21 protein-coding genes are annotated in these 24,210 nt (G+C 50.3%); 15 read left to right on the top strand and 6 right to left on the bottom strand.

Annotated elements, in window-relative coordinates:
• Positions 1-7 precede the first annotated feature (7 nt).
• The 13 genes from ispC (at position 8) to BZG23_RS13750 (ending at position 17,156) form a co-directional block, all read left to right on the top strand.
• A complete protein-coding gene (gene ispC, locus BZG23_RS13810) occupies positions 8-1,204 on the top strand; it encodes a 1-deoxy-D-xylulose-5-phosphate reductoisomerase (protein ID WP_077607282.1) in 1,197 nt (398 codons plus the stop codon).
• Positions 1,201-2,556 carry a sigma E protease regulator RseP gene (gene rseP, locus BZG23_RS13805; protein ID WP_077607281.1) on the top strand — a complete coding sequence of 452 codons (1,356 nt, stop codon included), beginning with the start codon at positions 1,201-1,203 and terminating at the stop codon, positions 2,554-2,556. Before ispC ends, rseP begins: the two co-directional genes overlap by 4 nt.
• Before the next feature lie 33 nt (positions 2,557-2,589).
• On the top strand, positions 2,590-5,022 hold the full coding sequence (gene bamA / locus BZG23_RS13800; RefSeq protein ID WP_077607280.1) for an outer membrane protein assembly factor BamA: 2,433 nt from the start codon (positions 2,590-2,592) through the stop codon (positions 5,020-5,022).
• A 20-nt stretch (positions 5,023-5,042) separates the two neighbouring features.
• Positions 5,043-5,552 carry an OmpH family outer membrane protein gene (locus BZG23_RS13795; RefSeq protein WP_046074184.1) on the top strand — a complete coding sequence of 170 codons (510 nt, stop codon included), beginning with the start codon at positions 5,043-5,045 and terminating at the stop codon, positions 5,550-5,552.
• Between the two features lie 14 nt (positions 5,553-5,566).
• Positions 5,567-6,592, top strand: coding sequence for a UDP-3-O-(3-hydroxymyristoyl)glucosamine N-acyltransferase (gene lpxD, locus BZG23_RS13790; RefSeq protein ID WP_077607279.1), 1,026 nt, complete (start codon positions 5,567-5,569; stop codon positions 6,590-6,592).
• Positions 6,593-6,675: 83 nt separating this feature from the next.
• A complete protein-coding gene (fabZ, locus tag BZG23_RS13785) occupies positions 6,676-7,128 on the top strand; it encodes a 3-hydroxyacyl-ACP dehydratase FabZ (RefSeq protein ID WP_046074224.1) in 453 nt (150 codons plus the stop codon).
• Positions 7,129-7,130: 2 nt separating this feature from the next.
• Positions 7,131-7,919, top strand: coding sequence for an acyl-ACP--UDP-N-acetylglucosamine O-acyltransferase (lpxA, locus tag BZG23_RS13780; RefSeq protein WP_046074186.1), 789 nt, complete (start codon positions 7,131-7,133; stop codon positions 7,917-7,919).
• Positions 7,919-9,073 (top strand): lipid-A-disaccharide synthase, encoded by a 1,155-nt coding sequence (gene lpxB, locus BZG23_RS13775; RefSeq protein ID WP_077607278.1) that lies wholly within the window; start codon positions 7,919-7,921, stop codon positions 9,071-9,073. The genes lpxA and lpxB overlap by 1 nt, the downstream gene beginning before the upstream one ends.
• Entirely contained in the window at positions 9,066-9,665 is a 600-nt protein-coding gene (rnhB, locus tag BZG23_RS13770; RefSeq protein WP_046074188.1) for a ribonuclease HII, read from the top strand. Before lpxB ends, rnhB begins: the two co-directional genes overlap by 8 nt.
• 46 nt (positions 9,666-9,711) lie before the next feature.
• Positions 9,712-13,191, top strand: a complete 3,480-nt coding sequence (gene dnaE, locus BZG23_RS13765; RefSeq protein ID WP_077578863.1) for a DNA polymerase III subunit alpha — start codon at positions 9,712-9,714, stop codon at positions 13,189-13,191.
• A 55-nt stretch (positions 13,192-13,246) separates the two neighbouring features.
• Positions 13,247-14,206 carry an acetyl-CoA carboxylase carboxyl transferase subunit alpha gene (gene accA / locus BZG23_RS13760; protein WP_046074190.1) on the top strand — a complete coding sequence of 320 codons (960 nt, stop codon included), beginning with the start codon at positions 13,247-13,249 and terminating at the stop codon, positions 14,204-14,206.
• Positions 14,207-14,301: 95 nt separating this feature from the next.
• A complete protein-coding gene (gene tilS, locus BZG23_RS13755) occupies positions 14,302-15,612 on the top strand; it encodes a tRNA lysidine(34) synthetase TilS (RefSeq protein ID WP_108743744.1) in 1,311 nt (436 codons plus the stop codon).
• A 194-nt stretch (positions 15,613-15,806) separates the two neighbouring features.
• Positions 15,807-17,156, top strand: coding sequence for a sodium-dependent transporter (locus BZG23_RS13750; protein ID WP_046074192.1), 1,350 nt, complete (start codon positions 15,807-15,809; stop codon positions 17,154-17,156).
• A gap of 69 nt (positions 17,157-17,225) precedes the next feature.
• Here the strand turns inward: BZG23_RS13750 and BZG23_RS13745 are convergent, their stop codons facing one another.
• From BZG23_RS13745 to BZG23_RS13730, 4 genes are all read right to left on the bottom strand, one after another.
• Complete coding sequence (locus BZG23_RS13745; RefSeq protein WP_046074193.1) at positions 17,226-17,414, bottom strand: DUF4250 domain-containing protein; 189 nt, start codon at positions 17,412-17,414, stop codon at positions 17,226-17,228.
• Position 17,415: 1 nt separating this feature from the next.
• Positions 17,416-17,619, bottom strand: a complete 204-nt coding sequence (locus tag BZG23_RS13740) for a YaeP family protein (RefSeq protein WP_046074194.1) — start codon at positions 17,617-17,619, stop codon at positions 17,416-17,418.
• A 62-nt stretch (positions 17,620-17,681) separates the two neighbouring features.
• Complete coding sequence (locus BZG23_RS13735; RefSeq protein WP_077607276.1) at positions 17,682-18,536, bottom strand: GGDEF domain-containing protein; 855 nt, start codon at positions 18,534-18,536, stop codon at positions 17,682-17,684.
• A gap of 120 nt (positions 18,537-18,656) precedes the next feature.
• Positions 18,657-19,787 (bottom strand): patatin-like phospholipase family protein, encoded by a 1,131-nt coding sequence (locus BZG23_RS13730; protein ID WP_077578856.1) that lies wholly within the window; start codon positions 19,785-19,787, stop codon positions 18,657-18,659.
• 165 nt (positions 19,788-19,952) lie between these two features.
• On the opposite strand from BZG23_RS13730, the gene BZG23_RS13725 reads away from it, so the two are divergent.
• Positions 19,953-20,573 (top strand): superoxide dismutase, encoded by a 621-nt coding sequence (locus BZG23_RS13725; RefSeq protein ID WP_077578854.1) that lies wholly within the window; start codon positions 19,953-19,955, stop codon positions 20,571-20,573.
• 67 nt (positions 20,574-20,640) lie between these two features.
• On the opposite strand, the gene BZG23_RS13720 is transcribed toward BZG23_RS13725, so the two are convergent.
• Both BZG23_RS13720 and tsaA read right to left on the bottom strand, forming a co-directional pair.
• Positions 20,641-22,356 carry a proline--tRNA ligase gene (locus BZG23_RS13720; protein WP_077607275.1) on the bottom strand — a complete coding sequence of 572 codons (1,716 nt, stop codon included), beginning with the start codon at positions 22,354-22,356 and terminating at the stop codon, positions 20,641-20,643.
• A gap of 44 nt (positions 22,357-22,400) precedes the next feature.
• Complete coding sequence (tsaA, locus tag BZG23_RS13715) at positions 22,401-23,126, bottom strand: tRNA (N6-threonylcarbamoyladenosine(37)-N6)-methyltransferase TrmO (RefSeq protein ID WP_046074199.1); 726 nt, start codon at positions 23,124-23,126, stop codon at positions 22,401-22,403.
• A 121-nt stretch (positions 23,127-23,247) separates the two neighbouring features.
• Between tsaA and gmhB the strand changes: the two genes are divergently transcribed.
• Positions 23,248-23,802 (top strand): D-glycero-beta-D-manno-heptose 1,7-bisphosphate 7-phosphatase, encoded by a 555-nt coding sequence (gene gmhB / locus BZG23_RS13710; RefSeq protein ID WP_077607274.1) that lies wholly within the window; start codon positions 23,248-23,250, stop codon positions 23,800-23,802.
• The last annotated feature ends 408 nt before the right edge of the window (positions 23,803-24,210 follow it).

The raw sequence follows: 24,210 nt of genomic DNA, 5'->3' as shown, positions 1-24,210 counted from the left end.
CGTTGAAATGCAAAAAATCACCGTGTTAGGCGCGACAGGTTCGATTGGTTCAAGCACATTGAAAGTGGTTGAAGCGAACCCTGAGCAGTATAAGGTAGTGGCACTGGCTGCCCATACCAATGTGGAAAAAATGACCGCTTTGTGTCTTTGTTGGCAGCCCGCTTATGCGGCGATGGCCGACCACGATGCGGCTCAGCAGCTCAGGAAAAGACTCGCGAGCAAAGGCCTAGCTACCGAGGTGCTTGCTGGAGAGGAGGGGCTGTGTCAACTGGCTTCGCTACCTGAGGTAGATATGGTGATGGCTGCCGTGGTTGGGGCGGCAGGGTTATCCTCGACCATGGCGGCGGTGAAGGCGGGCAAACGTGTTCTGCTTGCCAATAAAGAAGCCCTAGTGATGTCTGGACAGTTCTTTATTGACGCCGTTTACCAGTATGGCGCCGAGCTGCTCCCTATCGACAGTGAACACAATGCCATTTTTCAATGCTTGCCGCAGGCGGTTCAACACACACCTGGGCGTTGCGATCTTCATGCCTCGGGGGTCAGCAAAATCCTGTTAACCGGCTCTGGTGGCCCGTTCCGTTATCGCGAACCGCAAAGTCTTGCCAATGTGAGCGTCGAAGAGGCAGTCGCACATCCGAACTGGTCGATGGGCCCTAAAATCTCAGTCGACTCAGCCACCATGATGAATAAAGGCTTGGAATACATAGAAGCGCGTTGGTTATTCAACGCCAAGCCTGAACAGCTGGAGGTGGTGATCCATCCTCAGTCAGTGATCCACTCCATGGTGCAAATGTGTGACGGCTCGGTGTTAGCACAATTAGGGACGCCAGATATGTGTACCCCTATTGCTCATGCGATGGGGTACCCTGAGCGTGTTCATGCCTCCGTTGCGCCGCTGGATTTTACCCAAATTGGCGAATTTACCTTTATGGCACCGGATGCTCGACGATATCCCTGCTTATCGCTCGCGATCGCGGCCTGCGAGCAAGGACAAGCGGCGACGACGAGCTTGAATGCGGCCAACGAACAGGCGGTGGCAGCCTTTTTGGCAGGAAAAATCGGGTTTATGGATATTGCGCGTATCAATGAACAGGTTTTGACCCAGTCCTCGCTTCCTACGCCAACAAGCTTGGATTGCTTATTTGAGCTGGATAGAATAGCGCGCATCACTGCAAATGAGCAGATTGCTAAGGTGACACCATGAGCGGGTTTCTATGGAATGCAGCGGCGTTTATCGTCGCGTTGGGCATACTGGTTGCGATTCACGAGTTCGGCCATTTTTGGGTGGCTCGCCGTTGTGGCGTGAAAGTGGAGCGCTTTTCCATTGGTTTTGGTCGCGCATTGTGGCGGAAATTTGGTAAGGATGGCACCGAATATGTGATTGCCGCGATCCCCCTTGGCGGCTATGTCAAAATGCTGGACGAGCGCATCGAAGCGGTGCCGGATGCCGATAAACCACGCGCATTTAACAACCAGCCTTTGTGGCAGCGCAGTGCTATTGTTGCCGCTGGCCCCATCGCTAATTTCGTATTTGCCGTTTTTGCATACTGGCTGGTGATGATGATAGGTGTTCCTGCCGTCAAACCTGTGATTGGTGAAATTGCACCCAATTCGATCGCGGCAGAAGCGGGAATTGAACCAGGTATGGAACTAACCCAGGTTTCAGGCGTCGAAACCGCTGATTGGCAAGCTGTTAATTTTGCGTTGATGGGTCACATTGGTGATGAGAGCATGACCCTCACCGCCAAACCGAGCCCAACGTCTAGTTATGGCAGAGACTATCAACTGGATTTACGCCAATGGCAGTTTGACCCAGAGCACCAATCACCTCTGACGACGCTGGGGATCACCCCCTATCGCCCTGCGATTACTTTATCGATCGCGCAAGTGGTAGAAGGAAGCGCGGCAGAGCAAGCGGGTCTCAAGCAAGGCGACAAAATTATTGCAGTGGCTGATACCGAGCTGTCGTCATGGCAGCGCTTGGTCGAGATGATTAAAGCGAGCCCAGACCAAGCCCTGTCGCTGACAATATTGCGACAGGGACAGCGTCAATCTGTGGTATTAACGCCGGATGCGCGTCGCAGTCATGGTGAGGTCACAGGCTATGCTGGCATTGCGCCACAAATGGACGAGTGGCCCGAGTCATATCGATTCACCCAACAGTATGGACCATTCGCAGCGATACCGGAGGCAGTGGGGAAAACAGGCCAAGTGATCAGTATGACGGTCAATATGATCAAAAAACTGATTACCGGCGATGTTGGGGTGAATAATTTGAGTGGCCCAATATCGATAGCAAAAGGCGCGGGGATGACCGCGGAGATCGGGCTGATCTCATTTTTAGGGTTTATGGCACTGATTAGTGTGAACCTAGGCATTATCAATTTACTCCCTCTGCCCATATTGGATGGCGGCCATTTGCTGTTCTTTGGGATTGAGGCTGTCACACGGCGACCGGTATCGGAGCGTGTGCAGGACTTTGGGTATCGAATCGGCGCTGCCGTGTTGATGATGGCAATGGCAGTGGCATTGTTTAACGACTTCGCCCGACTTTAAACGGTTAGTATTCAAGGATAAGTCAGATAGCAGATGGCGATGAAAAAACTATTAATAGCGTCTCTTTTAGTAAGCAGTAGTATGGCGCATGCTGACACATTTCAAGTCAGCGATATCCGCTTTGAGGGACTGCAACGAGTCAGTCTAGGGGCCGCTTTGTTGTCAATGCCAGTGCGTGTCGGCGACAAAGTGGACGACGACGATGTGGCTGACATTATCAATGCACTTTTTGCCTCTGGTAACTTTGAGGATGTGCGAGTTTACCGCGATGACGAAGCACTGCTGGTCAAAGTGGTAGAGCGTCCGACCATTGCCAGTATTTCCTTTTCAGGGAATAAGGCGATTAAGGAAGAGCAGCTAAAAGAGAACCTGACATCGTCAGGCCTTCGTGTCGGTGAAGCGCTCGATCGCACCCAACTGAGCAAAATCGAAAAAGGTCTTGAAGACTTTTACTACAGCGTCGGTAAGTACAGTGCGTCGGTGAAAGCGGTGGTTACTCCCTTGCCGCGTAATCGTGCCGATTTGAAATTTGTTTTCACTGAGGGCGTATCGGCCAAAATTGAGCAAATTAACTTTGTCGGCAATGACGTGTTCAGTGATGAGCAGCTGCGTGACAATTTTGATTTGCGTGCCGACGTGCCGTGGTGGAACTTCCTCGCCAACGAAAAGTACCAAAAACAGGTTCTTGCAGGCGATCTTGAAAAACTACGCAGTTTTTATCTCAATCGCGGTTACCTTAAGTTCCGTGTTGAGTCGACACAAGTGGCTATCTCACCTGACAAAAAAGGGGTCTACATCACCTTGAATGTCAACGAAGGCAAGCCTTATCAGGTCGCTGATTTGGACTTTCGTGGTGATCCACAGAATGAAGAGATTTACCGTTCATTAGTCACCTTCACCCGTGGTGATACCTATAACGGTGATAAAGTGACTGCACTTGAAGAGGCGATCAAACGCCACTTAGGCGAGACAGGCTTTGCCTACCCCAAAGTGAACACCTTACCCAGCTTTGATGATGACAATCAGCAAGTGTCGTTAACGGTCAATGTCGAGCCAGGAAAGCGTATTTACGTGCGCAATGTCCGTTTTTCAGGCAACACCACCACCAAAGATGAAGTATTGCGCCGTGAAATGCGACAGCTTGAAGGCACTTGGCTTAACTCAAAAGCGGTCACCCGCGGTAAAGAGCGTCTCAGTCGAACCGGCTTTTTCCAGAATGTTGAAGTGGACACTCAGCGCGTACCAGGCACTGATGATCAAGTCGACGTTAACTACAAAGTTAAAGAAGCTAACTCAGGTAGTATCAACTTTGGTATCGGTTATGGCACTGAGTCAGGCGCGAGCTTACAGCTCGGCTTACAGCAAGATAACTTTGCGGGCACTGGGAACCGGTTCGGTATCAACGCCATGGTCAACGACTATCGCAAAAACCTGACGCTTGAGTACCGTGATCCTTACTTTACGCTCGACGGTGTGAGCCTGGGCGGTAAGGTATTCTATAACGAGTTTGAAGCCCGTGACGCTAACATCGTTGAGTATACCAACCAAAGTTACGGTACCAACCTCACCTGGGGTTTTTGGACTGATGAGCTGAACTCGATTGATTTCTCGCTAGGGTACACGCACAACAAGATTGAGAACCTCGGCCGTTATTATCAAATTGATAAGTTCTTAGACCTTCACCAAGATAATCTTAATCACAATGAAGGCTTGGAAGTTGACGACTTTGATATTTCAGTATCCTGGACGCGCAACAACCTCAACCGCGGCTATTTCCCAACCGCAGGTAATTACCAACGTGCCTCGTATCGGATGACGGTACCCGGCTCGGATGTACAGTACTTTAAAATGCAGTATGACATCCGCCAATACGTGCCGCTGACACAAGAGCACGAGTTTACGCTGTTGATGCGTGGCCGACTTGCGTATGGTAACGGTTATGGGCAAACCAATGGCCAAGATCACATGCTGCCGTTTTATGAGAACTATTACGCCGGTGGCTTCTCGTCACTGCGCGGCTTCCGTTCGAACTCTGTAGGTCCTAAAGCAGTCTATGAAAAGGATGGTTCACCTCAGCCAAATAGTGATGATGTGGAAACGAATGAAGGGGATTACGGCTCTTCAGACTCCGTCGGTGGTAACGCTATGGCACGCGCCAGTGCTGAGCTGATTGTGCCAACGCCGTTCGCCTCAGAGGAAGCGCGCGAACAAATCCGTACCAGTGTGTTTATTGATGCCGCCTCAGTGTGGGATACCGAGTATGACGTATCCGCTGCTGCTAATTACAGTGGCCGAGATAACATTAAGGATTATTCAGATCCATCCAATATCAGTGCCTCTTATGGTATGGCACTGCAGTGGATGTCCCCGATGGCACCTTTGGTATTTTCCATCGCAAAACCTATTACAAGCCAGCCTGGCGACGATGAAGAGTTCTTTACCTTCACGATCGGGCGCACATTCTGATGATCAGAAAGGAGACTATTGTGAAATCATTTTTGAAAGCAGCGGGACTGAGTGTCGCGGTATTGACGACGTCCATGTACGCATCAGCGGCTGATGCTGCACAGAAGGTGGGCTATGTATCAACCGGGGCCGTGATGTCGCAATTGGCGAAGAAAAACAACCTCAATGAGAAGCTACGCGGTGAGTTTAAAGACCGAGTGGCCGAAATTGAGCGCTTGAAAGAGAAGCTCTCTGAAGGCGTGGAAAAGCTCAAGCGTAATGGTGAATTGATGAGTGAAGACGAGCGCGTAACGCTTCAGCGTAAACTCCAATCAATGGAGTCCGATTACAAGCTGAAAGTAAAAGCGTTACAAGAAGATCAACGCAAGCGTGGTGGTCAAGAAGAGTCTAAACTGGTCAAAAAGCTGAAGACAGCGGTCGATCAAGTGGCTGAGCAAGAAGGCTACGACATGGTGATTGACGCCAATGCTGTTTTATACGCCAACCCAAGTGATGACTTGTCTGAAAAAGTGATCAACGCAGTTAAATAACAGTCGAGGAGCCCATGGTTTCGATTACTCTCGCTGAATTAGCGGATAAACTGGATGCACAGCTCCACGGAGATGGCGCTGTAACGATAACCTCGCTTGCAGGGATGAATTCAGCGGGAGAAGGGCAAATCACCTTCTTATCCAGCCCTAAATACCGTAAAAATTTGGCACTCTGCCGCGCCAGCGCTGTGATGCTAAAAGAGGGCGATCTATCGTACAGCCAAGGCAACGCCTTGGTGGTGTCAGACCCCTACTTGGCTTATGCCCACGTCGCGCAAATTCTCGACTCGACGCCAGCTTGCGCCACCGACATTGCCCCATCCGCGGTGGTGGCCGATGATGCAGTGTTGGGAGAAGGTGTGGCGATTGGACCGAATGCGGTGATTGAATCCGGCGCGCTCATTGGTGATGGTGTGCAAATCGGTGCGGGTTGCTTTGTCGGCAAAGGGGCAAAGGTGGGCGCTCGGACCAAGCTTTGGGCGAATGTCACCCTTTATCATGAGGTAGTGATAGGGCAAGACTGCTTGATTCAAGCGGGTACCGTGATCGGTGCGGACGGCTTCGGCTATGCCAATGACAAAGGCAAGTGGGTGAAAATCCCTCAGCTTGGCCGCGTTGTGATTGGGGATCGGGTCGAAATTGGTGCGTGCACCACCATTGACCGGGGCGCACTGGATGATACCGAAATTGCCGATGGGGTGATTATCGACAACCAGTGTCAGATTGCGCATAATGTGTCGATCGGTGAGAACACGGCAATCGCCGGCGCAACTGTCATGGCAGGCAGCCTCAAGGTAGGTAAACACTGCATCATTGGTGGCGCCAGCGTGTTTAATGGCCATATGGAAATCACAGATAACGTGACCATCACGGGAATGGCGATGGTGATGCGGCCAATCACTGAGCCGGGCATGTATTCGTCCGGCATTCCGTTGCAGCCCAACCGCGAGTGGCGGAAGACTGCCGCGCGTGTACTCAAGATTGATGAGATGCACAAGCGGCTCAAAGAGCTGGAAAATCAGCTCGAAAAACAAGATTAACGCCGAGATGACAGGCCCGCCTTAGTAACGCGGGCCGTTTTGCGTTAATGAAGTCAGTATTGGATTTGAACGGGAATACTACCTTGACTCGCGAAAACAAAGTTCTACATATCAACGAAATCAAAGAGCTGTTACCACACCGCTATCCTTTTTTGTTGATTGATCGCGTTATCGATTTTGAAGAAGGGCAATACCTTCACGCGATTAAAAACATCACTGTCAATGAGCCTCAATTTACGGGTCATTTCCCGCAATTGCCTGTTTTCCCAGGCGTACTCATTTTAGAGGCCATGGCGCAAGCAACAGGCTTGTTGGCGTTTAAGACCTTCGGTAAGCCGAAAGACAACGAGCTATACTACTTTGCAAGCATTGATAATGCGAAATTCCGCCGTCCGGTCTCACCGGGTGACCAATTGGTGCTTGAGGTGGAATTTATTAAAGAGCGTCGAGGTATTGCGGCCTTTAATGGGGTGGCGAAAGTAGACGGCGAGGTTGTCTGCTCGGCGGAACTGAAGTGCGCAAGAAGAGAGATCTAATTGTGATCCACGAAACGGCTTACATTCACCCCACTGCGGTTGTCGAAGACGGCGTCGTATTGGGCGAAAACGTAAAAATCGGCGCTTTTTCTTATATTGGCGAAGGGGTTGAAATCGGTACAGGTACCGAGGTGATGACACATGTTGTGATCAAAGGCCCGACCCGTATCGGCGCAGACAATCGCATTTATCAATTCGCTTCCATTGGTGAAGCGTGCCAAGATCTTAAATATGCTGGGGAGCCAACCACGCTAGAAATCGGTGATCGTAACACCATTCGTGAAAGCGTGACGATGCACCGTGGTACGGTCCAAGATAAAGGCGAAACCAAAGTTGGCAGCGACAACCTGTTTATGATTAATGCCCACGTCGCCCATGATTGTGTGGTCGGTAATCATTGTATTTTTGCCAACAACGCTACCTTAGCGGGCCACGTTCATGTCGATGATTATGCGATTGTCGGTGGCATGTCAGCCATTCACCAGTTCTGTGTGATTGGCAGCCATGCCATGCTCGGCGGTGGCTCGATTGTGGTTCAAGACGTCCCCCCTTATGTGATGGCACAGGGCAATCATTGCGCGCCATTTGGTATTAATGTGGAAGGCCTGAAGCGACGCGGGTTTGAAAAATCAGCGATTCGCGCCATTCGGGCGGTATATAAAAATATGTACCGCTCCGGTAAAACCTTAGAAGAAGTGAAAAAAGAGCTTGCAGAGCAAGCCGAGAGCGAGCCGGCGCTGGCTCTTTTCATTGACTTCTTTGAGCGTTCGACGCGAGGCGTTATTCGTTAATGTTACCGAGTGAACGTCCATTACGCGTTGGAATCGTCGCCGGAGAAATCTCCGGCGATGTTTTAGGTGAAGGCCTGATCAAAGCGATGCGGACTCAACACCCTAATGTTGAGTTTGTCGGTATCGGAGGCCCAAGAATGATGGCTCAAGGCTGTCACAGCTTGTTCGATATGGAAGAGCTTTCTGTGATGGGGCTGGTGGAAGTGCTAGGACGACTGCCACGTTTGCTGAAAGTAAAAACGGCGTTGGTCAAGCATTTTACCGTTAATCCGCCGGATGTGTTCATTGGTATCGATGCCCCAGATTTTAATTTACGTCTCGAGGCATCATTAAAAAAAGCGGGGATCAAAACCGTTCACTATGTCAGCCCATCAGTGTGGGCATGGCGGCAAAAGCGAATTTTTAAGATTGCTGCAGCCACTGATCTGGTTCTGGCTTTTTTGCCCTTCGAGAAAGCGTTTTACGATAGGTTTAATGTGCCTTGTGCGTTTGTTGGCCATACCATGGCCGATAGCATTCCGATGCAGGTGGACAAACTCGCCGCGCAGCGTGCTCTTGGGTTAGATAGCCAAAAACGTTGGTTAGCAGTGCTGCCTGGCAGCCGTGGCAGTGAAATGTCGATGTTAGCTCCGCCGTTTTTACAAGCGTGTCAGCAACTGGCGGCGCGATATCCGGACTTGGGGTTTGTGGTCGCGCTCGTTAATGAAACCCGGCGACAGCAATTTGAGCAGGCTTGGCAAGCGATCGCGCCAGAGCTTTCATTTACCCTGGTTGATGATACGGCGCGCCAAGTGATTAGCGCCGCCGACTCGGTGCTGCTCGCTTCTGGCACCGTAGCGTTAGAGTGCATGTTACTTAAACGCCCGATGGTGGTGGGATACAAGGTCAAGCCGGTCACGGCATGGCTTGCCAAACGCCTGCTTAAAACGCAGTATGTTTCCTTACCCAATATTCTCGCTGACGCGCCTTTAGTGCCGGAACTGCTGCAAGAAGAGTGTGAGCCAGGCGCACTGGCTGACGCGGTCAGTGCGCAATTAGACAGTGATAACCAGGCATTGTTGACCACCTTTACTGAGTTGCATCACACCATCCGCAAAGATGCGGATACGTCTGCAGCCAATGCCGTATTAAATTTATTAGATGACCATGACTGAACACCCTTTTCACTACCCTGACGCACAGCTTATCGCGGGGGTCGACGAAGTCGGACGTGGGCCCTTGGTCGGTGCCGTGGTCACTGCCGCGGTGATTCTCGATCCGGCTCAGCCTATTGCGGGTCTAACGGACTCGAAAAAGTTGAGCGAGAAAAAACGGCTCGCGCTCTATGATCAAATCAAACAAAAAGCATTGGCTTGGTCAGTGGGGCGCGCAGAGCCTGATGAAATCGATTCGCTGAATATCTTAAATGCGACCATGCTGGCGATGCAGCGTGCGATTGATGGCTTATCGGTCACCCCTGATTACGCATTAATTGATGGCAACCGGGTACCATCCTTGCCGATGCCGGCACAGGCCGTGGTAAAAGGTGACCTGCGGGTAGCAGAAATTAGTGCCGCCTCGATCTTGGCGAAAGTCGATCGCGATCATGAAATGGCCATGTTGGATGCCGCTTACCCGAACTATGGGTTTGCTCAACACAAAGGCTATCCCACCAAGGTCCACATGGCGGCGTTGGCCGAGCATGGCGCTCTGCCAATGCATCGTAAAAGTTTTAAACCTGTTAAGCGCGCACTGGGCATTGACTAGTGCGTGCGGCGAATTCCAGCCCTATTACCGTTAAGTAACGAGCCGTATGTCTGAGCCACGTTTTGTCCATTTACGCATCCACAGTGACTTTTCCATGGTAGATGGGTTGTCCAAAGTGCCGCCACTGGTAAAAAAAGTGGCGGAAATGGGCATGCCCGCCATGGCGCTGACCGATTTCAGTAACCTTTGTGGGTTGGTCAAATTCTACAACACGGCCAATAACGTTGGTGTTAAGCCGATTATCGGCGCTGACTTTCTGGTCCAGTCTGACGCCTTTGGCGAGGAGCTTTGCCAGCTTACCCTGTTGGCGACCGATAAAGCCGGCTACAAGAACTTGACCTTGCTGATCTCCAAGGCCTACCTCCGAGGCCATATTCAGCACCGCCCAGTGATCGATCAGCAGTGGTTGGTTGAGCATGCACAAGGATTGATTGTGTTGTCTGGCGGCTGCCGCGGCGACTTGGGGAAAGCCTTACTCAAAGGCAATCAAACACTGGCTAAGGAATGCGCCCGTTTCTATCAAACCTATTTTCCCGATGCCTATTACATGGAGCTGGTGCGGACCGGGCGGCAAGATGAAGAAGTGTATCTCCATTTTGCGGTTGATTTCGCGACCGAGCATGACTTGCCTGTGGTGGCGACCAATGAAGTCTGCTTCATTTCATCTGAGGAGTTTGATGCGCATGAGATCCGGGTTGCGATTCATGATGGTTTCACTCTCGATGATCCTCGCCGTCCCAAGAAATACAGCGCCGAACAGTATTTGCGTACCGAGCAAGAGATGTGTGAGCTCTTCGCGGATATTCCCGAGGCACTGACCAATAGCGTAGAAATCGCCAAGCGATGTAACGTCCCGGTGCGGCTGAATGAGTACTTTTTGCCTAACTTCCCGACTGAGGGAATGGAAATTGATCAATATTTGGTTAAGCGCTCACAAGAAGGCTTGGAAGAACGTCTCGCCTTTCTCTTTCCTGACGAAGCGGAAAGAACGCGCCGACGCCCCGACTATGATGCTCGGCTAGAGCGCGAGCTTGGGGTCATCAACCAAATGGGGTTTCCCGGCTACTTTTTGATCGTCATGGAGTTTATCCAATGGTCAAAAGATAATGATATCCCCGTGGGCCCAGGACGTGGCTCAGGGGCTGGCTCTTTGGTGGCGTACGCCCTAAAAATCACCGATCTCGATCCGCTACAGTTTGATCTCCTATTTGAGCGCTTTTTGAACCCCGAACGTGTCTCTATGCCTGACTTCGACGTCGACTTCTGCATGGACAAGCGGGATCTGGTGATCGATCACGTCGCTGAAATGTATGGCCGTGATGCGGTATCTCAGATCATTACTTTCGGTACCATGGCTGCGAAAGCCGTGATCCGCGATGTAGGCCGTGTGTTGGGTCATCCTTATGGTTTTGTGGACAGGATTTCCAAGCTGGTGCCACCAGACCCAGGTATGACCCTCGAGAAAGCCTTCGACGCCGAACCTCAGCTGGTCGAGGTTTATAACAACGATGAGGAAGTCAAAGCGCTGATTGACATGGCGCGGATGCTTGAAGGGGTAACCCGAAATGCGGGTAAGCACGCGGGCGGGGTGGTGATATCACCCACCACGATCACCGATTTCGCCCCTCTTTATTGCGACAGTGAAGGGCATCATCCGGTCACGCAGTTTGATAAAAACGATGTTGAAACCGCCGGTCTCGTGAAGTTTGACTTCTTGGGTCTGCGGACGCTGACCATCATCGACTGGGCGCTGGGGATGATAAATCCGCGTTTACAGCGTCAAGGGAAAGATCCTATTGATATCGCCGCAATTCCCATGGCGGACCAAGCGTCATTCGAGATGCTGCGTAAGGCAGAGACGACTGCGGTATTCCAGCTTGAATCACGTGGCATGAAAGAGCTGATTAAGCGCCTTCAGCCTGACTGCTTTGAAGACATGATCGCATTGGTGGCCTTGTTCCGGCCTGGGCCATTGCAATCTGGGATGGTGGATAACTTTATCGACCGTAAGCATGGCCGTGAAGTCGTGTCTTACCCGGATGAAAAATGGCAACACGACTCGTTGAAAGAAACGCTTGAGCCGACCTATGGCATCATTCTCTATCAAGAGCAGGTGATGCAGATTGCTCAGACACTCGCAGGCTACACCTTGGGTGGGGCGGACTTGTTGCGCCGGGCAATGGGTAAGAAAAAGCCAGAAGAAATGGCCAAGCAGCGAGACATCTTTGAAAAAGGGGCGATTGCCAACGGCATTGATGGCGAGCTGGCAATGCGGATCTTTGACTTGGTAGAAAAGTTCGCCGGCTATGGCTTTAACAAGTCGCACTCAGCCGCATACGCGCTGGTATCTTACCAAACCTTGTGGTTGAAAGCTCACTACCCGGCGGAGTTCATGGCGGCGGTAATGACCGCGGATATGGATAACACCGATAAAGTGGTTGGCTTGGTCGAGGAGTGTCGGCGAATGAAGTTGACGGTGTTACCGCCGGATGTGAATGCGGGACTGCACCATTTCACCGTCAATGAGCAAGGGGAAATTGTTTACGGTATTGGGGCGATAAAAGGGGTCGGTGAAGGCCCTATCGACACCATTGTCGCCGCGCGAGAGCAAGACGGTTATTTCCGCGACTTGTTTGATTTTTGCGCCCGCATTGATACCAAAAAAGTCAATAAGCGCGTGATAGAGCGCCTGATCCGCGCTGGTGCCATGGACAAACTCGGCCCTCATCGTGCGGCGATGATGGCCTCGGTCGATGAAGCTATTCGTGCTGCGAGCCAACATCACCAAGCGGAAGCCTACGGGCAAACCGATATGTTTGGGGTGTTGACCGATGCCCCCGAAGAAGTCGAGCATGCCTATGCGCATGCCAACCCGTGGCCAGATAAAGTATGGTTAGAAGGGGAGCGGGAAACACTGGGCTTGTATCTGACCGGTCATCCGATCAACAGTTACCGCAAAGAGCTAAAAAACTATATCACGTGGCGGCTCGAGGATGCTCATGCAACGAAACGCGATGTGGTGTCGACGGTGGCAGGATTAGTGATCGCAGCTCGGGTGATGACCACTAAACGAGGGTCTCGATTAGGGATCCTCACACTAGACGATCGCTCGGGGCGTATGGAAGTGATGCTTTTCTCTGATGTGCTCGACAAATATCTCGATTTAGTGGAGAAAGATCGAATTTTAGTGGTCTCAGGACAGGTCAGCTTTGATGACTTCAACGGGGGGCTTAAAATGACCGCCCGTGAAGTGATGGACATTAGTCAGGCGCGGGAAAAATATGCGCGTTGTTTAGGGATATCGATGACATCTGAGCAGGTCGATGCGCCCTTTTTTGAACGGTTTCATGATGCACTGGCACCCTACCGATCCGGTACCGTTCCTGTGAATCTTTACTATCAGCGCGACGATGCGCGCGCGCGGTTACGCTTAGGCGCAGAGTGGCGCGTAACGCCAACCGATGAATTAATCGACACCTTGAAAGGCTTGCTCGGTAACGAGCAGGTCGAATTAGAGTTTAACTAAGCCAGGCTGGTGACGTAACGCGTACACTGGCGGTGACCAATAGGATTCTCTTGGTATGAGTCTTAATTTTTTAGAGTTTGAACAACCTATCGCAGAACTAGAAGCCAAAATTGAGGCCCTTCGCGCTGTCTCTAAGCGGGGTGGAGAAGACGCGGTTAACTTAGATAAAGAAATTGAGCAACTGGAAACAAAAAGCCTTGAGCTGACGCGAAAGATTTTTGGTGATTTAGGCGCATGGCAGGTGGCACAACTGGCGCGTCATCCTCAACGTCCTTATACCTACGACTATCTGGATCGCATTTTCCATGAATTTGATGAATTGGCTGGCGACCGCGCCTATGCTGACGATAAAGCATTGGTGGGAGGAATGGCGCGATTAGAAGGGCGTCCAGTGATGGTGATTGGTCATCAAAAAGGACGAGACACCAATGAAAAGGTTAAGCGTAACTTTGGTATGCCCAAGCCTGAGGGCTATCGAAAAGCGCTGCGTCTGATGAAAATGGCCGAGCGTTTTAATATGCCGGTGATTACCTTTATCGATACCGCAGGCGCTTACCCAGGTGTCGGTGCCGAGGAGCGAGGCCAATCAGAGGCGATTGCACGTAACCTCAAAGAAATGGCGGGCCTAACCGTGCCGGTAATTTGTAATGTGGTCGGTGAAGGTGGTTCAGGTGGCGCGTTGGCGATTGGCGTGGGTGACTATGTCAATATGCTGCAGTACTCCACCTACTCGGTGATCTCCCCCGAGGGTTGTGCATCTATTTTGTGGCGTGATGCTGCAAAAGCGCCGCAAGCGGCTGATGCGATGGGGATAACCGCCCCACGCCTCAAAGAGCTTGGCTTGATTGACAGTGTGATCACTGAGCCACTGGGGGGCGCACACCGCGACATTAACGCGATGGCTGAGAGCATTAAGCAAACGCTGCTTACCCAGCTAAGCGATTTAGACAGTCTTGATACCGAAAGCTTGCGGGATCGCCGCTATCAGCGCTTGCTCAATTACGGTTACTGCTAATCGTGATGGAATGAACTGCGATAAAGGGCCTGCGGGCCCTTTTCTTTTACGTAAAGGGCAGTAACAATGACACATTATATCAATGATGAATGGCTATGCTTTACCATCAACTGAGTGACACATTAGCCCCGCTGACATCGGCACCGCGACAGGTGGTGCTAGCGCTCAGTGGCGGTTTAGACTCTCGCGTGTTGCTTGAATTATTGACGCAGTATCGCGACCAGCACCCCCAACATGATTACCTTGTGGTTCATGTTCATCACGGTTTGCATCCCGACGCAGATAGATGGGCGGAACAGTGCCAAACGTGGGCGGACAACGCCGGATTTCGCTGTTGCGTGGAAAGGGTAAGATTGGATACGTCGCTCAGTGTGGAACATGCGGCAAGACAAGCAAGGTATCAGGCAATCGCGCACCTGCTTGAGCCCAATGGACTGGTGTTAACCGCTCAGCATAGCGATGATCAGGTTGAAACCTTTTTCCTCGCGCTAAAACGCGGCAGTGGTTTGGAAGGATTAGCAGGGATGCCAGCGGTGCGAGCTCTGGGGCAAGGCTATCTAGTGCGTCCTTTTTTGACGCAATCACGGGCGAGCCTCGAGGCGTATGCGCGCCAACATCAACTCGATTGGGTAGACGATCCGAGCAACCAAGACACGCGATTTGATCGCAATTTTTTGCGTCAGCACTGGTTACCGCAAGCGGATACGCGCTGGCCAGGGTTTCGTAAAGCGGTACAACGGACCCAACTTCTGTGTGCCGAACAAGCTTCGTTATTGGCACGTTTGATTGAGCCTATGGTGACACAGGCGGAGACAGAAGCAGGTAGCCTGCCTATTACCGCATTACCACAAGACGATTTAGCACTCACGCAGGCTATGCTGCGCCATTGGCTAAAGCGTCACAGTATTACCTTAACGCAAGCACAGTTACAGGCATTGCTCTCAGATGTCATCAACGCTAAACCGGATGCCAACCCAAGCTTGAGCGTGGGAACGGTGAGCATTCGCCGCTTCCAGCAACAGCTTTATATCGTGATGCCTTATGCAGATTTATCTCAATGGCAGGGCACATTGACGTCAGAATCGCCGTTAGTGCTGCCAGATGGACTGGGTACCTTATACTTACTGCCTTATTCGTCGACAGCGAAAGGACTCGCGCTGGGAGATCTCGCGTCGCGGGCACTGCATGTACACTTTAACCCTCGTGGCTTGTCGATTCATCCTGCTGGCCGACAAGGGCGTCGAAAGCTAAAAAAACTTTACCAAGAAGCGGGGATCCCCAGCTGGTTGCGCCGACGCCAACCGATTATTTGCGATGGCGAGACAGTGGTGGCCATTGCCGATAGGTATGTTAGCCAGACCGCGAGCGGTAAACAATGGCGGCTTGTTTGGCAGCATGAGTCTTAGTCTCCTTGTCACCTGTGCGATTAGCTCACTTAACATCGCTCGCTCACAAGGTGCCAGAGCAAACGTCGGGCGAGCTGGATGAGATCAGAACACTGAACTGGTGATGATTAATTGAGCAGTTAGGCTATCTTGTCTTGCTTAATCGTGACGAATTACTTAATGTACTAGTCTAATGATACATAAGGTAAGCAGTAATGGCATCAAGTCGCGAATTATTCGGTACTAGGATTGGCTTTGTTCTTGCTGCAGCAGGTGCTGCAGTTGGACTGGGTAATATTTGGGGATTTCCCACTCAAGCGGCCAGTAATGGCGGAGGCGCCTTTTTACTCGTCTACTTGTTGATGATTTTGCTGGTTGCATTTCCCATGCTGGTGGTGGAAATGGCGATTGGCCGTCATGGGCGTGCGAATCCACTGGATAGCATGCGTGCACTGAGTGATAATCCTTTGATGAAGCGCTTAGGAAGCGGTGTGGGTTTAGTGGGACTGGCCGTTCCTTGTATGGTGCTAGCGTTCTATAGCATTGTTGGAGGCTGGTTAGTGTCATTCCTCCTCGCGGCGGTTGCAGAGATCTTGCACTTTACCGACGTGGCAGCATGGTTAAAAGGCTTCTCGGCTTCACGTAACTTGTTTGGCGCCATCCTCTTTTATGTGTTGACTATCTTTATTGTGCAAGCAGGTGTGAAACAAGGTATTGAGCGTTGGTCAACCCGTTTGATGCCAGCGTTATTCGTGTTGTTTGCCGCGATGTTCCTCTACATCATGACGTTACCTGGGGCAACAGAGGGTTTAAAGCACTACCTTATTCCTGACTTCTCCAAGATCATGGACAGAGATCTGCTCTTGGCAGCGATGGGGCAAGGCTTCTTCTCGTTGACCATTGGTGGATGTTCGATGCTGATCTACGGCTCTTACCTGAGTCAGAAAGAAAACCTGCCTAAGATGGCATTGAGTGTCACGCTGGTAGATACCGCGGTGGCAGTCATTGCCGGTCTAGTGGTTCTGCCCGCGATGTTCGTGGCGATGAATCAGGGCGTCGAAATCTATGCTCAAGATGGCAGCTTGCTGAGTGCCGATACACTGGTATTTACCGTGTTACCTTTGTTGTTTGAAAGCTTGGGCGCTGCAGGGCCTTATGTCTCTTTGGTCTTTTTCTTGTTGATGACCATTGCGGCGCTGACTTCTTCTATCTCGATGCTCGAGTGCCCGGTCGCGCTCGCCAGTGAACGGTTAGGCTCAAGCCGTAAAATCACCAGTTGGGTACTGGGTGGACTGATTGCTGCATTCAGTGCCGTTATCGTGTTTCATTTTGGCACTTTATTTGGACTTGTAGCGAAAGTGGCAACACAGTACTTCCAGCCTTTTGCTGCCTTGCTATTCTGCTTGTTTGGTGGGTGGATTTGGTCGCGTGACCGCAAATTGTCAGCCTTGCGTGAAGGGTACGAGGATATTGAGCAGGGGATGTTTTGGAAGGTATGGCCTGTCTACGTCAAGTTCGTTTGTCCTGTCTTAGTGGCAACCGTCCTTTGGGTCTCATTGGGTTAACAAGCGTACTGGGAAAGTCAACGCAGACAAAAAGCGGACCATGTGTCCGCTTTTTCCGTAGGTATGGGCTTAGCGAAATTGGTTGGCGTCTTCGATATATGTAAAGCCTGCTTCTTCGAGCCGCGTGCACAACACGGCTTTGTCGATATCATAATAACGAACCAGATCCTCTAAGCTGTCAAACTCGTCACGTAGCTTCATATTGACGATGCTCATCAGCATGACAGGGTCCATGGTAGCGTAATTGTTTAAATCCATCTTAGTCCTCGTGATCGCTGATCAACAAGTTGGCCGCGGCAAATGCGGCTTGCTCTCGACGCGCTTGCTGGATCTCAGTGTCTTGTGCAATATCGTTGAGGGCTTTTAATGCGCAATGGATCGCCGCCGGTATATAGCCTTGTTCGCCACTGCCAATTTCCGCATAGCGTTGGCGAATTAAGTCACAGCAGTCTGCTATTTTCATGGTGTTCTCCTCAAGTAATGATGAGGATCACTATACCCAATCTCGTTGGGGAGAGGAAAGCGCTAACGTGCGCGTTTTTGCCGGTACATACTTTGGTCGGCGCGCTCATAGAGCGACAAGTTATTATCACCTTGTCGATAGACAGAGAAACCCACTGACGCGCTGATCTGGTGACTTGATAACAAATGATCTTGGCTAACTAAGCTCTTCACTCGTGAGGTCACGTGTTTCACTGAGCTCTTACTGGCAGGTTGCAAGATAACGGCAAACTCATCGCCACCGAGTCGATAACAACGATCGCTGCCACGCACGGCTTCTTTGACCAGCAATGAAAAACGACGTAGTACCTTATCACCATCCAAATGGCCATAGGTATCGTTGACTTGTTTGAAGTTGTCCATATCGAACATCACCATGACCAGACCAATATTTTCCCGTTCACAGACTGCGACGGCATGCTGAAGGTCTTGTTCAAAGCTGGTGCGGTTATGTAGGCCAGTGAGGCCATCGAGCAATGCCATGTTTCTCACTCGCGTATATTCAACGGCATTATTCAGCGGGCCGGCGAGCAGCTTGTGATAGGTATGGAGCAAGCTGATTTCATCTGGGTCGAGCTTGTAAGGGGTAGAGTATTGCAACACACCCAATGGCTGCTTATTGAACTTGATGGAAAACGTCTGACGAAATGTGTGTTGTGCGCCACGACGAATGATGTTGGAGATATCATCATGCTCCCAAATAATTCGCCCAATATCGATCTGCTTTTCTAGTTCACGCGCATACACTTCAAACAACACTTTGATATCAAGGTGGCCTTGCAGCTTTTGTAACAACAACAAACGTTGATCGGCACCGAGCGGGACAATCCGCGGGGCGCGATCAGAGTTTGTATATTGTTTGATGTGCGAGGCATTCATGCGTGATCAACTACTCAGTAATAACGTCGGTTTCAATCTATGAAGCAGGTATCGTGCCAGTCTATATATTTTTGCGAATGGCGATGGGTGGATGCGAGTGAGGATACTGTTTTAAAGTAACTAATCTGTCAATAAAGAAAGGATCTCAGACTGATGATTGTGTGCATCACGGTAACCAATGTCAATCAACTGGCGAAGGTATGCCGGCTCAAATAATAGATAACTGGCAAAGGTGGCATCTTGACTGGCATTAATCCCCAAAAGTTTAAGCAAGCTGCGCAATGCGAGTGGCATATGGCTGTAGTAGCGGTTCGCCATGGGTTCAAATGGCTCTGAAGGCCGAAGGTGGAGAACATCAATGTGGCGCAGCCCTAGACGCTCTTTTTGGTCGGGAGATAAAGCGCTGGCAACATGATTAAGCCGTTGTAAATGCTCTAAGTCTGCCGAGAGCGTATCGGCAAAGATCGCATTCATTAAATGACCGCCGAGCATCGCTAAACCTGGCGCGGTGTGTTTAATTTGTTCAGGCCGCCGTATCCCTGTGGTCAGATCCAGAATTAAAATCCGCTCCGCGTCCATTTTGACAGCGGGACGCAACGGGGAAATTTGGTGAATGGCGCCATCACCATAAAATTCGTGACCAATCCTGGAGGCGGGAAAAATGAAAGGAATGGCAGAAGAGGCCAGTAAGTGTTCGGTGGAAATTTGACTTCGTTTTCCCACTGCACGGGCTCTTTCCCATGGTTTGATATGTGATGCGCCTTGAAAGAAGCTCACCGATTGCCCCGTTTGGTAGTTTGAGGCCGTGACAGACAAGCCATTCAAATGCCCAGCCAGTAATTGATAGTTAAGCTTGTTAAAGCTGATCGTTTGATTCAGTAACTCTCTTAATGGCCGGTTATTGAGCAACCCGAAAGGCTGAGTGGGCTGGTAGTGAGATTGAAAGCGTTGCCCGGTTTGCGACAAAAGATGGCCGATAAGTGCACTGGGCTGACTGGCGAGCACCCGAGAGGTGTTCAACCGATGCCATAGCCAAGACAATTTTTTGACACCTAGTCGAAAACATGACGCATAGCTTGCCAAAGATACCGCGTTGATAGCACCGGCGGATGTGCCGCAATAAATGGTAAATGGACTCGTGTGCACACGCGGATACCAGTGAGCGATGGCCGATAAGACACCCACTTGATAAGCCGCTCGTGCGCCGCCGCCGGTGAGTACCAAGGCAATTTTTGGTTTGTTTTTTGACATAGGGCTACCATTATTACCGCGCTAACAGTTTGATTATAGATGCTCTTTTATCTCACGCGCGGCGGTATATCACAGACCCTAAATATCATTAATGATAATGAGGTTGAAAATTGTTATCAATTCGATCTAGGCTGATGGTGTCTTAATCATCAATGGAGTGACACTATGACTTATCCTTTTCCGGATCTTCCTTATGCCTACGATGCGCTAGCGCCCCACATTGATGAGGCGACGATGCGCATTCATCATCAGCGTCACCACAAAACCTATTACGATAAATTTGTTGCGGCGATCGAAGAGACGGCGCGTAATGGTGAATCGCTTGAGGCTTTGTTTGCTGAAATTTCAACTCTGCCTGCTGCCATCCGTAATAATGGCGGTGGTTATTACAATCATTTGGTGTACTGGCAATCAATGACACCTAACCCTAAGGGGGCACCAGAAGGGCCGCTCTACGATGCCATTGTAGCGACGTATGGCTCACTTGATGCGTTTAAAGAGGCCTTTAGTCAGGCGGCCATTGGTCAGTTTGGTTCCGGCTTTGCGTGGCTGGTGGTGAAAGAAGATGGACAGCTTGCGATTACATCGACACCTAATCAAGACAATCCATTGATGGATGTTGCTGAGGTGAAAGGGGAGCCTCTGCTAGGTTGCGATGTGTGGGAGCATGCTTATTATCTTAGTTATCAGAATAAGCGGCCAGATTATGTCAATGCTTGGTGGCAAGTGGTCAACTGGGATTTTGCCGAAAAGGCATACCAAAAAGCACTTGAGACGATTAGCTGATGCAACATTAGCTGATATAAAAACGCCCCGCAGAGCGGGGCATTAAAATGGTACTGTCAGTTCCGACTTAGCTAAGCTTGGATTGAATAAACGTCAGTGCATCGTCGATAGCAAAAGGCACTTTTTCGCCCTCTCGACGGTGTTTATATTCGAATACACCGTTGTCCATGCTGCGTTCACCAATCACTACCGTGTGAGGCACGCCGACAAGTTCAATATCAGAGAACATTACACCTGGACGCTCTTTACGGTCGTCAAAGAGTACATCGATACCTGCCGCTGAGAGATCGGCGTATAGCTTTTCAGCCGCTTCACGCACACGTTCAGATTTGTGCATGTTCATGGGGACAATGGCCACCTTGAAAGGCGCGATAGCGTCAGGCCATATAATTCCGTTTTGGTCATGGTTTTGCTCAATGGCTGCAGCCACAACACGCGTAATACCAATACCGTAACAGCCCATTTCTAACAAGGCGTTCTTACCATCTTGGCCTAGCACGCCTGCATTCATCTTTTGTGAGTAATTATTGCCCAGCTGGAAGATATGGCCCACTTCGATGCCACGCTTAAACATCAATGTGCCGTTACCACAAGGGCTAGGATCGCCTTCAATGACATTGCGCAGGTCGGCGACTTGACCCAGCTGTACATCGCGTTCCCAATTTATTCCGAAGTAGTGTTTGTCGTCGGTATTTGCACCGGCACCAAAGTCACTCATCACTGCAACACTGCGATCAACGATGAAAGGTGCGGGTAGGTTTACCGGGCCCAAAGAGCCAGGACCGGCACCGACAAGTGCACGTATCTCTTCTTCGGTGGCGAAAGTCAGCGGGGCGGCAACCTCTGGTAGGTTTTCTGCTTTCACTTCGTTGAGTTCATGATCACCACGGATGATTAGCGCGATAAGATCAGACTCGACCTGTTCAGACGCTTTGACGAAAAGCGTCTTAACTGTTTTTTCGATCGGGAGGTCAAACTGCTCAACCAGTTCAGCAATGGTTTTCGCATTTGGCGTATCGACCAATTCCATCGCTTGGGTTGGCGCATTAGCCTGATCTTTGGGCGCGAGCGCTTCGGCTTTTTCGAGATTCGCTGCGTATTCAGACTCAGTCGAGAAAGCAATCAGGTCTTCACCACTGTCTGCCAAAACATGGAACTCGTGTGAGGCGGAACCACCAATTGCGCCGGTATCAGCCAGCACCGCGCGATAGTCTAATCCCATACGGTCAAAGATGGCGCAGTAAGCGGCACGCATCTTTTCGTAGCTCTGCTCCATGCCTGCTTTATCAATATCGAAACTGTAGGCATCCTTCATGGTAAATTCGCGAGAGCGCATGACGCCAAAACGTGGGCGTACTTCGTCACGGAATTTGGTTTGGATTTGATACAGGTTGAGCGGCAGTTGCTTGTAAGAATTAATTTCGTTACGCGCCAAGTGCGTAATCACTTCTTCATGCGTAGGACCCAAGACAAAATCGCGTTGATGGCGGTCAGCGATACGCAGTAACTCAGGGCCAAATTTTTCCCAACGTCCCGTTTCTTGCCATAAATCTGCTGGTTGCACGACAGGCATCATGGTTTCGACGGCACCGGCACGGTTCATCTCTTCGCGGACAATACGCTCAACATGTTGAAGGACGCGAACACCTGTGGGGAGCCAAGTATAAAGGCCTGAAGCGAGTTTTCGAATCATACCCGCGCGCAGCATCAGCTGATGGCTGACAATTTCTGCGTCGCTAGGGGTTTCTTTCAAAGTAGAAAGCAGATATTGACTGGTACGCATGTAAAGTTATCCGTTGATATTGGCGATCAATAAGTCCAAGCATATTAACAGCGTGGGGGAGTTTCGACAAAAGCTTCTATGGAAGCCACTTCGATTTGCTCGTTTTGAACGTAAAACGTGACGTTAAAGTCGAATAGGTGAACCGCATAGCGGCGATTATCCGGTTGACCTTTTCTGTAAGCCGGGCGTGGATCTTGCGCTAAGACTTCAGCAATCACGCTTTGATAGTATGCTTGCTGAGGATATGGAGATAATGCCAATAAGGCGCGGTCAGAGAAATGAACATCGAGCGGAGTAGGTTTGGTTTGAGCAAATCCGCCCTGGGCGTCGGCAATACTGTCAGAGTAAGGAATATATGGCTTAATATCGACAATTGGAGTTTGGTCAACAAGATCACACCCTCGTAATACCAAGATGACTTGCCCGCTATCTTGAGTGACATCAACCAGCTCTACGGCTGACATACCAATGCCATTAGGACGAAATGTAGCTCGGCTAGCAAACACACCCATTCTCTCATTCCCCCCCAGTCGAGGTGGACGGACGGTAGGGCGCCATCCCCTATCTAGGTTCTGATCAAAAAGAAAAAGTAACCAAAGGTGGGAGTATTGTTCAATGCCTCGCACGGCGTCGATCTGATTGGCATCCCCCTGCAAGTAAAGATAAGCGAGTGCGTTAGGCGCTAACCCAGGTTGACGAGGTACCGCAAATTTCTCTTTAAAAGGAGAATGAAGTGTGCCAATCGGCGTGATAGAAAACTGGGAACACATAACCAAATAAACCGAAAATAAAGTGGGTATACTTTAGCATGTGATAGAAGAGGGGAGTATGGATGCAAGTCAGTCTTGGGCGTGACATAATCCCAACATTATTTACCGAGGGGAACAACGCGTGAGTCTTCCAGCCGTTTTTATCGATCGTGATGGTGTTGTTAATGTCGATCACGGTTATGTGTCTAGTATCGATAGCTTTGAATATATTGAGGGCGTGTTCGACGCATGTAGGGCGCTGAAAGAAAGAGGCTATTTACTCGTCCTCGTGACCAACCAAGCCGGTATCGCGAGAGGTTACTACACTGAGCAAGATTTTTTGCAATTGACTGAATGGATGGACTGGAACTTTGCTGACAAAGGTGTCGATTTTGATGGGATATACTACTGCCCCCATCATCCCAGCGAAGGAAGCGGGGAATACCGCATCGAGTGTGAGTGTCGCAAGCCTAAGCCTGGAATGCTTCTAGATGCAGCGAAAGAGCTCAATATCGACCTCGTCCACTCTGTCATGGTGGGAGATAAAGCGGATGACATGATAGCGGCAGAGGCTGCGGGCATTACTACGCGTTTTCTTGTTCGCTCTGGTAAACCTATCACCGAGCAGGGCGTCGCATTAGCCACTGAGGTGGTTAATTCGATCGCGGATATACCCACGTTACTCGCTCGCCGCTAAAAAGCTGTCTTTATAGAGTGAGTTGGCGATTATTTGCTCGGTTAGATTTTTTTGAACAAAAACGCTTGCATCCAAAAATCTACCCTCTATAATTCGCTTCTCGTTGGCACGGCAAGCCGCGCTAACAACGGCAAAACAAACAAGCAAAACAAAACGCTTGACTTGTTGCCAAAGTGGCGTAAGATGCCACTCCCGTTCAAGATTGAGCGGCGCTCTTTAACAATTTGACCTATGCAATCTGTGTGGGCACTCGTTGAGAATAGACAAAAAGATTTATTCGATGAACTGAGTGACCAAACGACAACTTTTACAGTTGTTCGGCACAGTCAATTCGTTTTTCTCTTCGGAGAGAAACAGTAATCAGTATTCATTGAGCTGAAACTTCGGTTTCGAAAAAACTTAAATTGA

Source organism: Salinivibrio sp. ML290, from assembly GCF_001995695.1.
GTDB classification, from domain to species: Bacteria; Pseudomonadota; Gammaproteobacteria; order Enterobacterales; family Vibrionaceae; genus Salinivibrio; species Salinivibrio siamensis.
Note: the sequence above shows the minus strand (reverse complement) of the source record. Positions and strands in the feature narration are given on the sequence as shown.

What these genes read in the sequence shown, in the direction of transcription:
- ispC (WP_077607282.1), top strand. Translation starts at nt 8, where the DNA reads ATGCAAAAAATCACCGTGTTAGGCGCGACAGGTTCGATTGGTTCAAGC.
- rseP (WP_077607281.1), top strand. Translation starts at nt 1,201, where the DNA reads ATGAGCGGGTTTCTATGGAATGCAGCGGCGTTTATCGTCGCGTTGGGC.
- bamA (WP_077607280.1), top strand. Translation starts at nt 2,590, where the DNA reads ATGGCGATGAAAAAACTATTAATAGCGTCTCTTTTAGTAAGCAGTAGT.
- lpxD (WP_077607279.1), top strand. Translation starts at nt 5,567, where the DNA reads ATGGTTTCGATTACTCTCGCTGAATTAGCGGATAAACTGGATGCACAG.
- lpxB (WP_077607278.1), top strand. Translation starts at nt 7,919, where the DNA reads ATGTTACCGAGTGAACGTCCATTACGCGTTGGAATCGTCGCCGGAGAA.
- rnhB (WP_046074188.1), top strand. Translation starts at nt 9,066, where the DNA reads ATGACTGAACACCCTTTTCACTACCCTGACGCACAGCTTATCGCGGGG.
- dnaE (WP_077578863.1), top strand. Translation starts at nt 9,712, where the DNA reads ATGTCTGAGCCACGTTTTGTCCATTTACGCATCCACAGTGACTTTTCC.
- accA (WP_046074190.1), top strand. Translation starts at nt 13,247, where the DNA reads ATGAGTCTTAATTTTTTAGAGTTTGAACAACCTATCGCAGAACTAGAA.
- tilS (WP_108743744.1), top strand. Translation starts at nt 14,302, where the DNA reads ATGCTTTACCATCAACTGAGTGACACATTAGCCCCGCTGACATCGGCA.
- BZG23_RS13750 (WP_046074192.1), top strand. Translation starts at nt 15,807, where the DNA reads ATGGCATCAAGTCGCGAATTATTCGGTACTAGGATTGGCTTTGTTCTT.
- BZG23_RS13745 (WP_046074193.1), bottom strand. Translation starts at nt 17,414, where the DNA reads ATGGATTTAAACAATTACGCTACCATGGACCCTGTCATGCTGATGAGC.
- BZG23_RS13740 (WP_046074194.1), bottom strand. Translation starts at nt 17,619, where the DNA reads ATGAAAATAGCAGACTGCTGTGACTTAATTCGCCAACGCTATGCGGAA.
- BZG23_RS13735 (WP_077607276.1), bottom strand. Translation starts at nt 18,536, where the DNA reads ATGAATGCCTCGCACATCAAACAATATACAAACTCTGATCGCGCCCCG.
- BZG23_RS13730 (WP_077578856.1), bottom strand. Translation starts at nt 19,787, where the DNA reads ATGTCAAAAAACAAACCAAAAATTGCCTTGGTACTCACCGGCGGCGGC.
- BZG23_RS13725 (WP_077578854.1), top strand. Translation starts at nt 19,953, where the DNA reads ATGACTTATCCTTTTCCGGATCTTCCTTATGCCTACGATGCGCTAGCG.
- BZG23_RS13720 (WP_077607275.1), bottom strand. Translation starts at nt 22,356, where the DNA reads ATGCGTACCAGTCAATATCTGCTTTCTACTTTGAAAGAAACCCCTAGC.
- tsaA (WP_046074199.1), bottom strand. Translation starts at nt 23,126, where the DNA reads ATGTGTTCCCAGTTTTCTATCACGCCGATTGGCACACTTCATTCTCCT.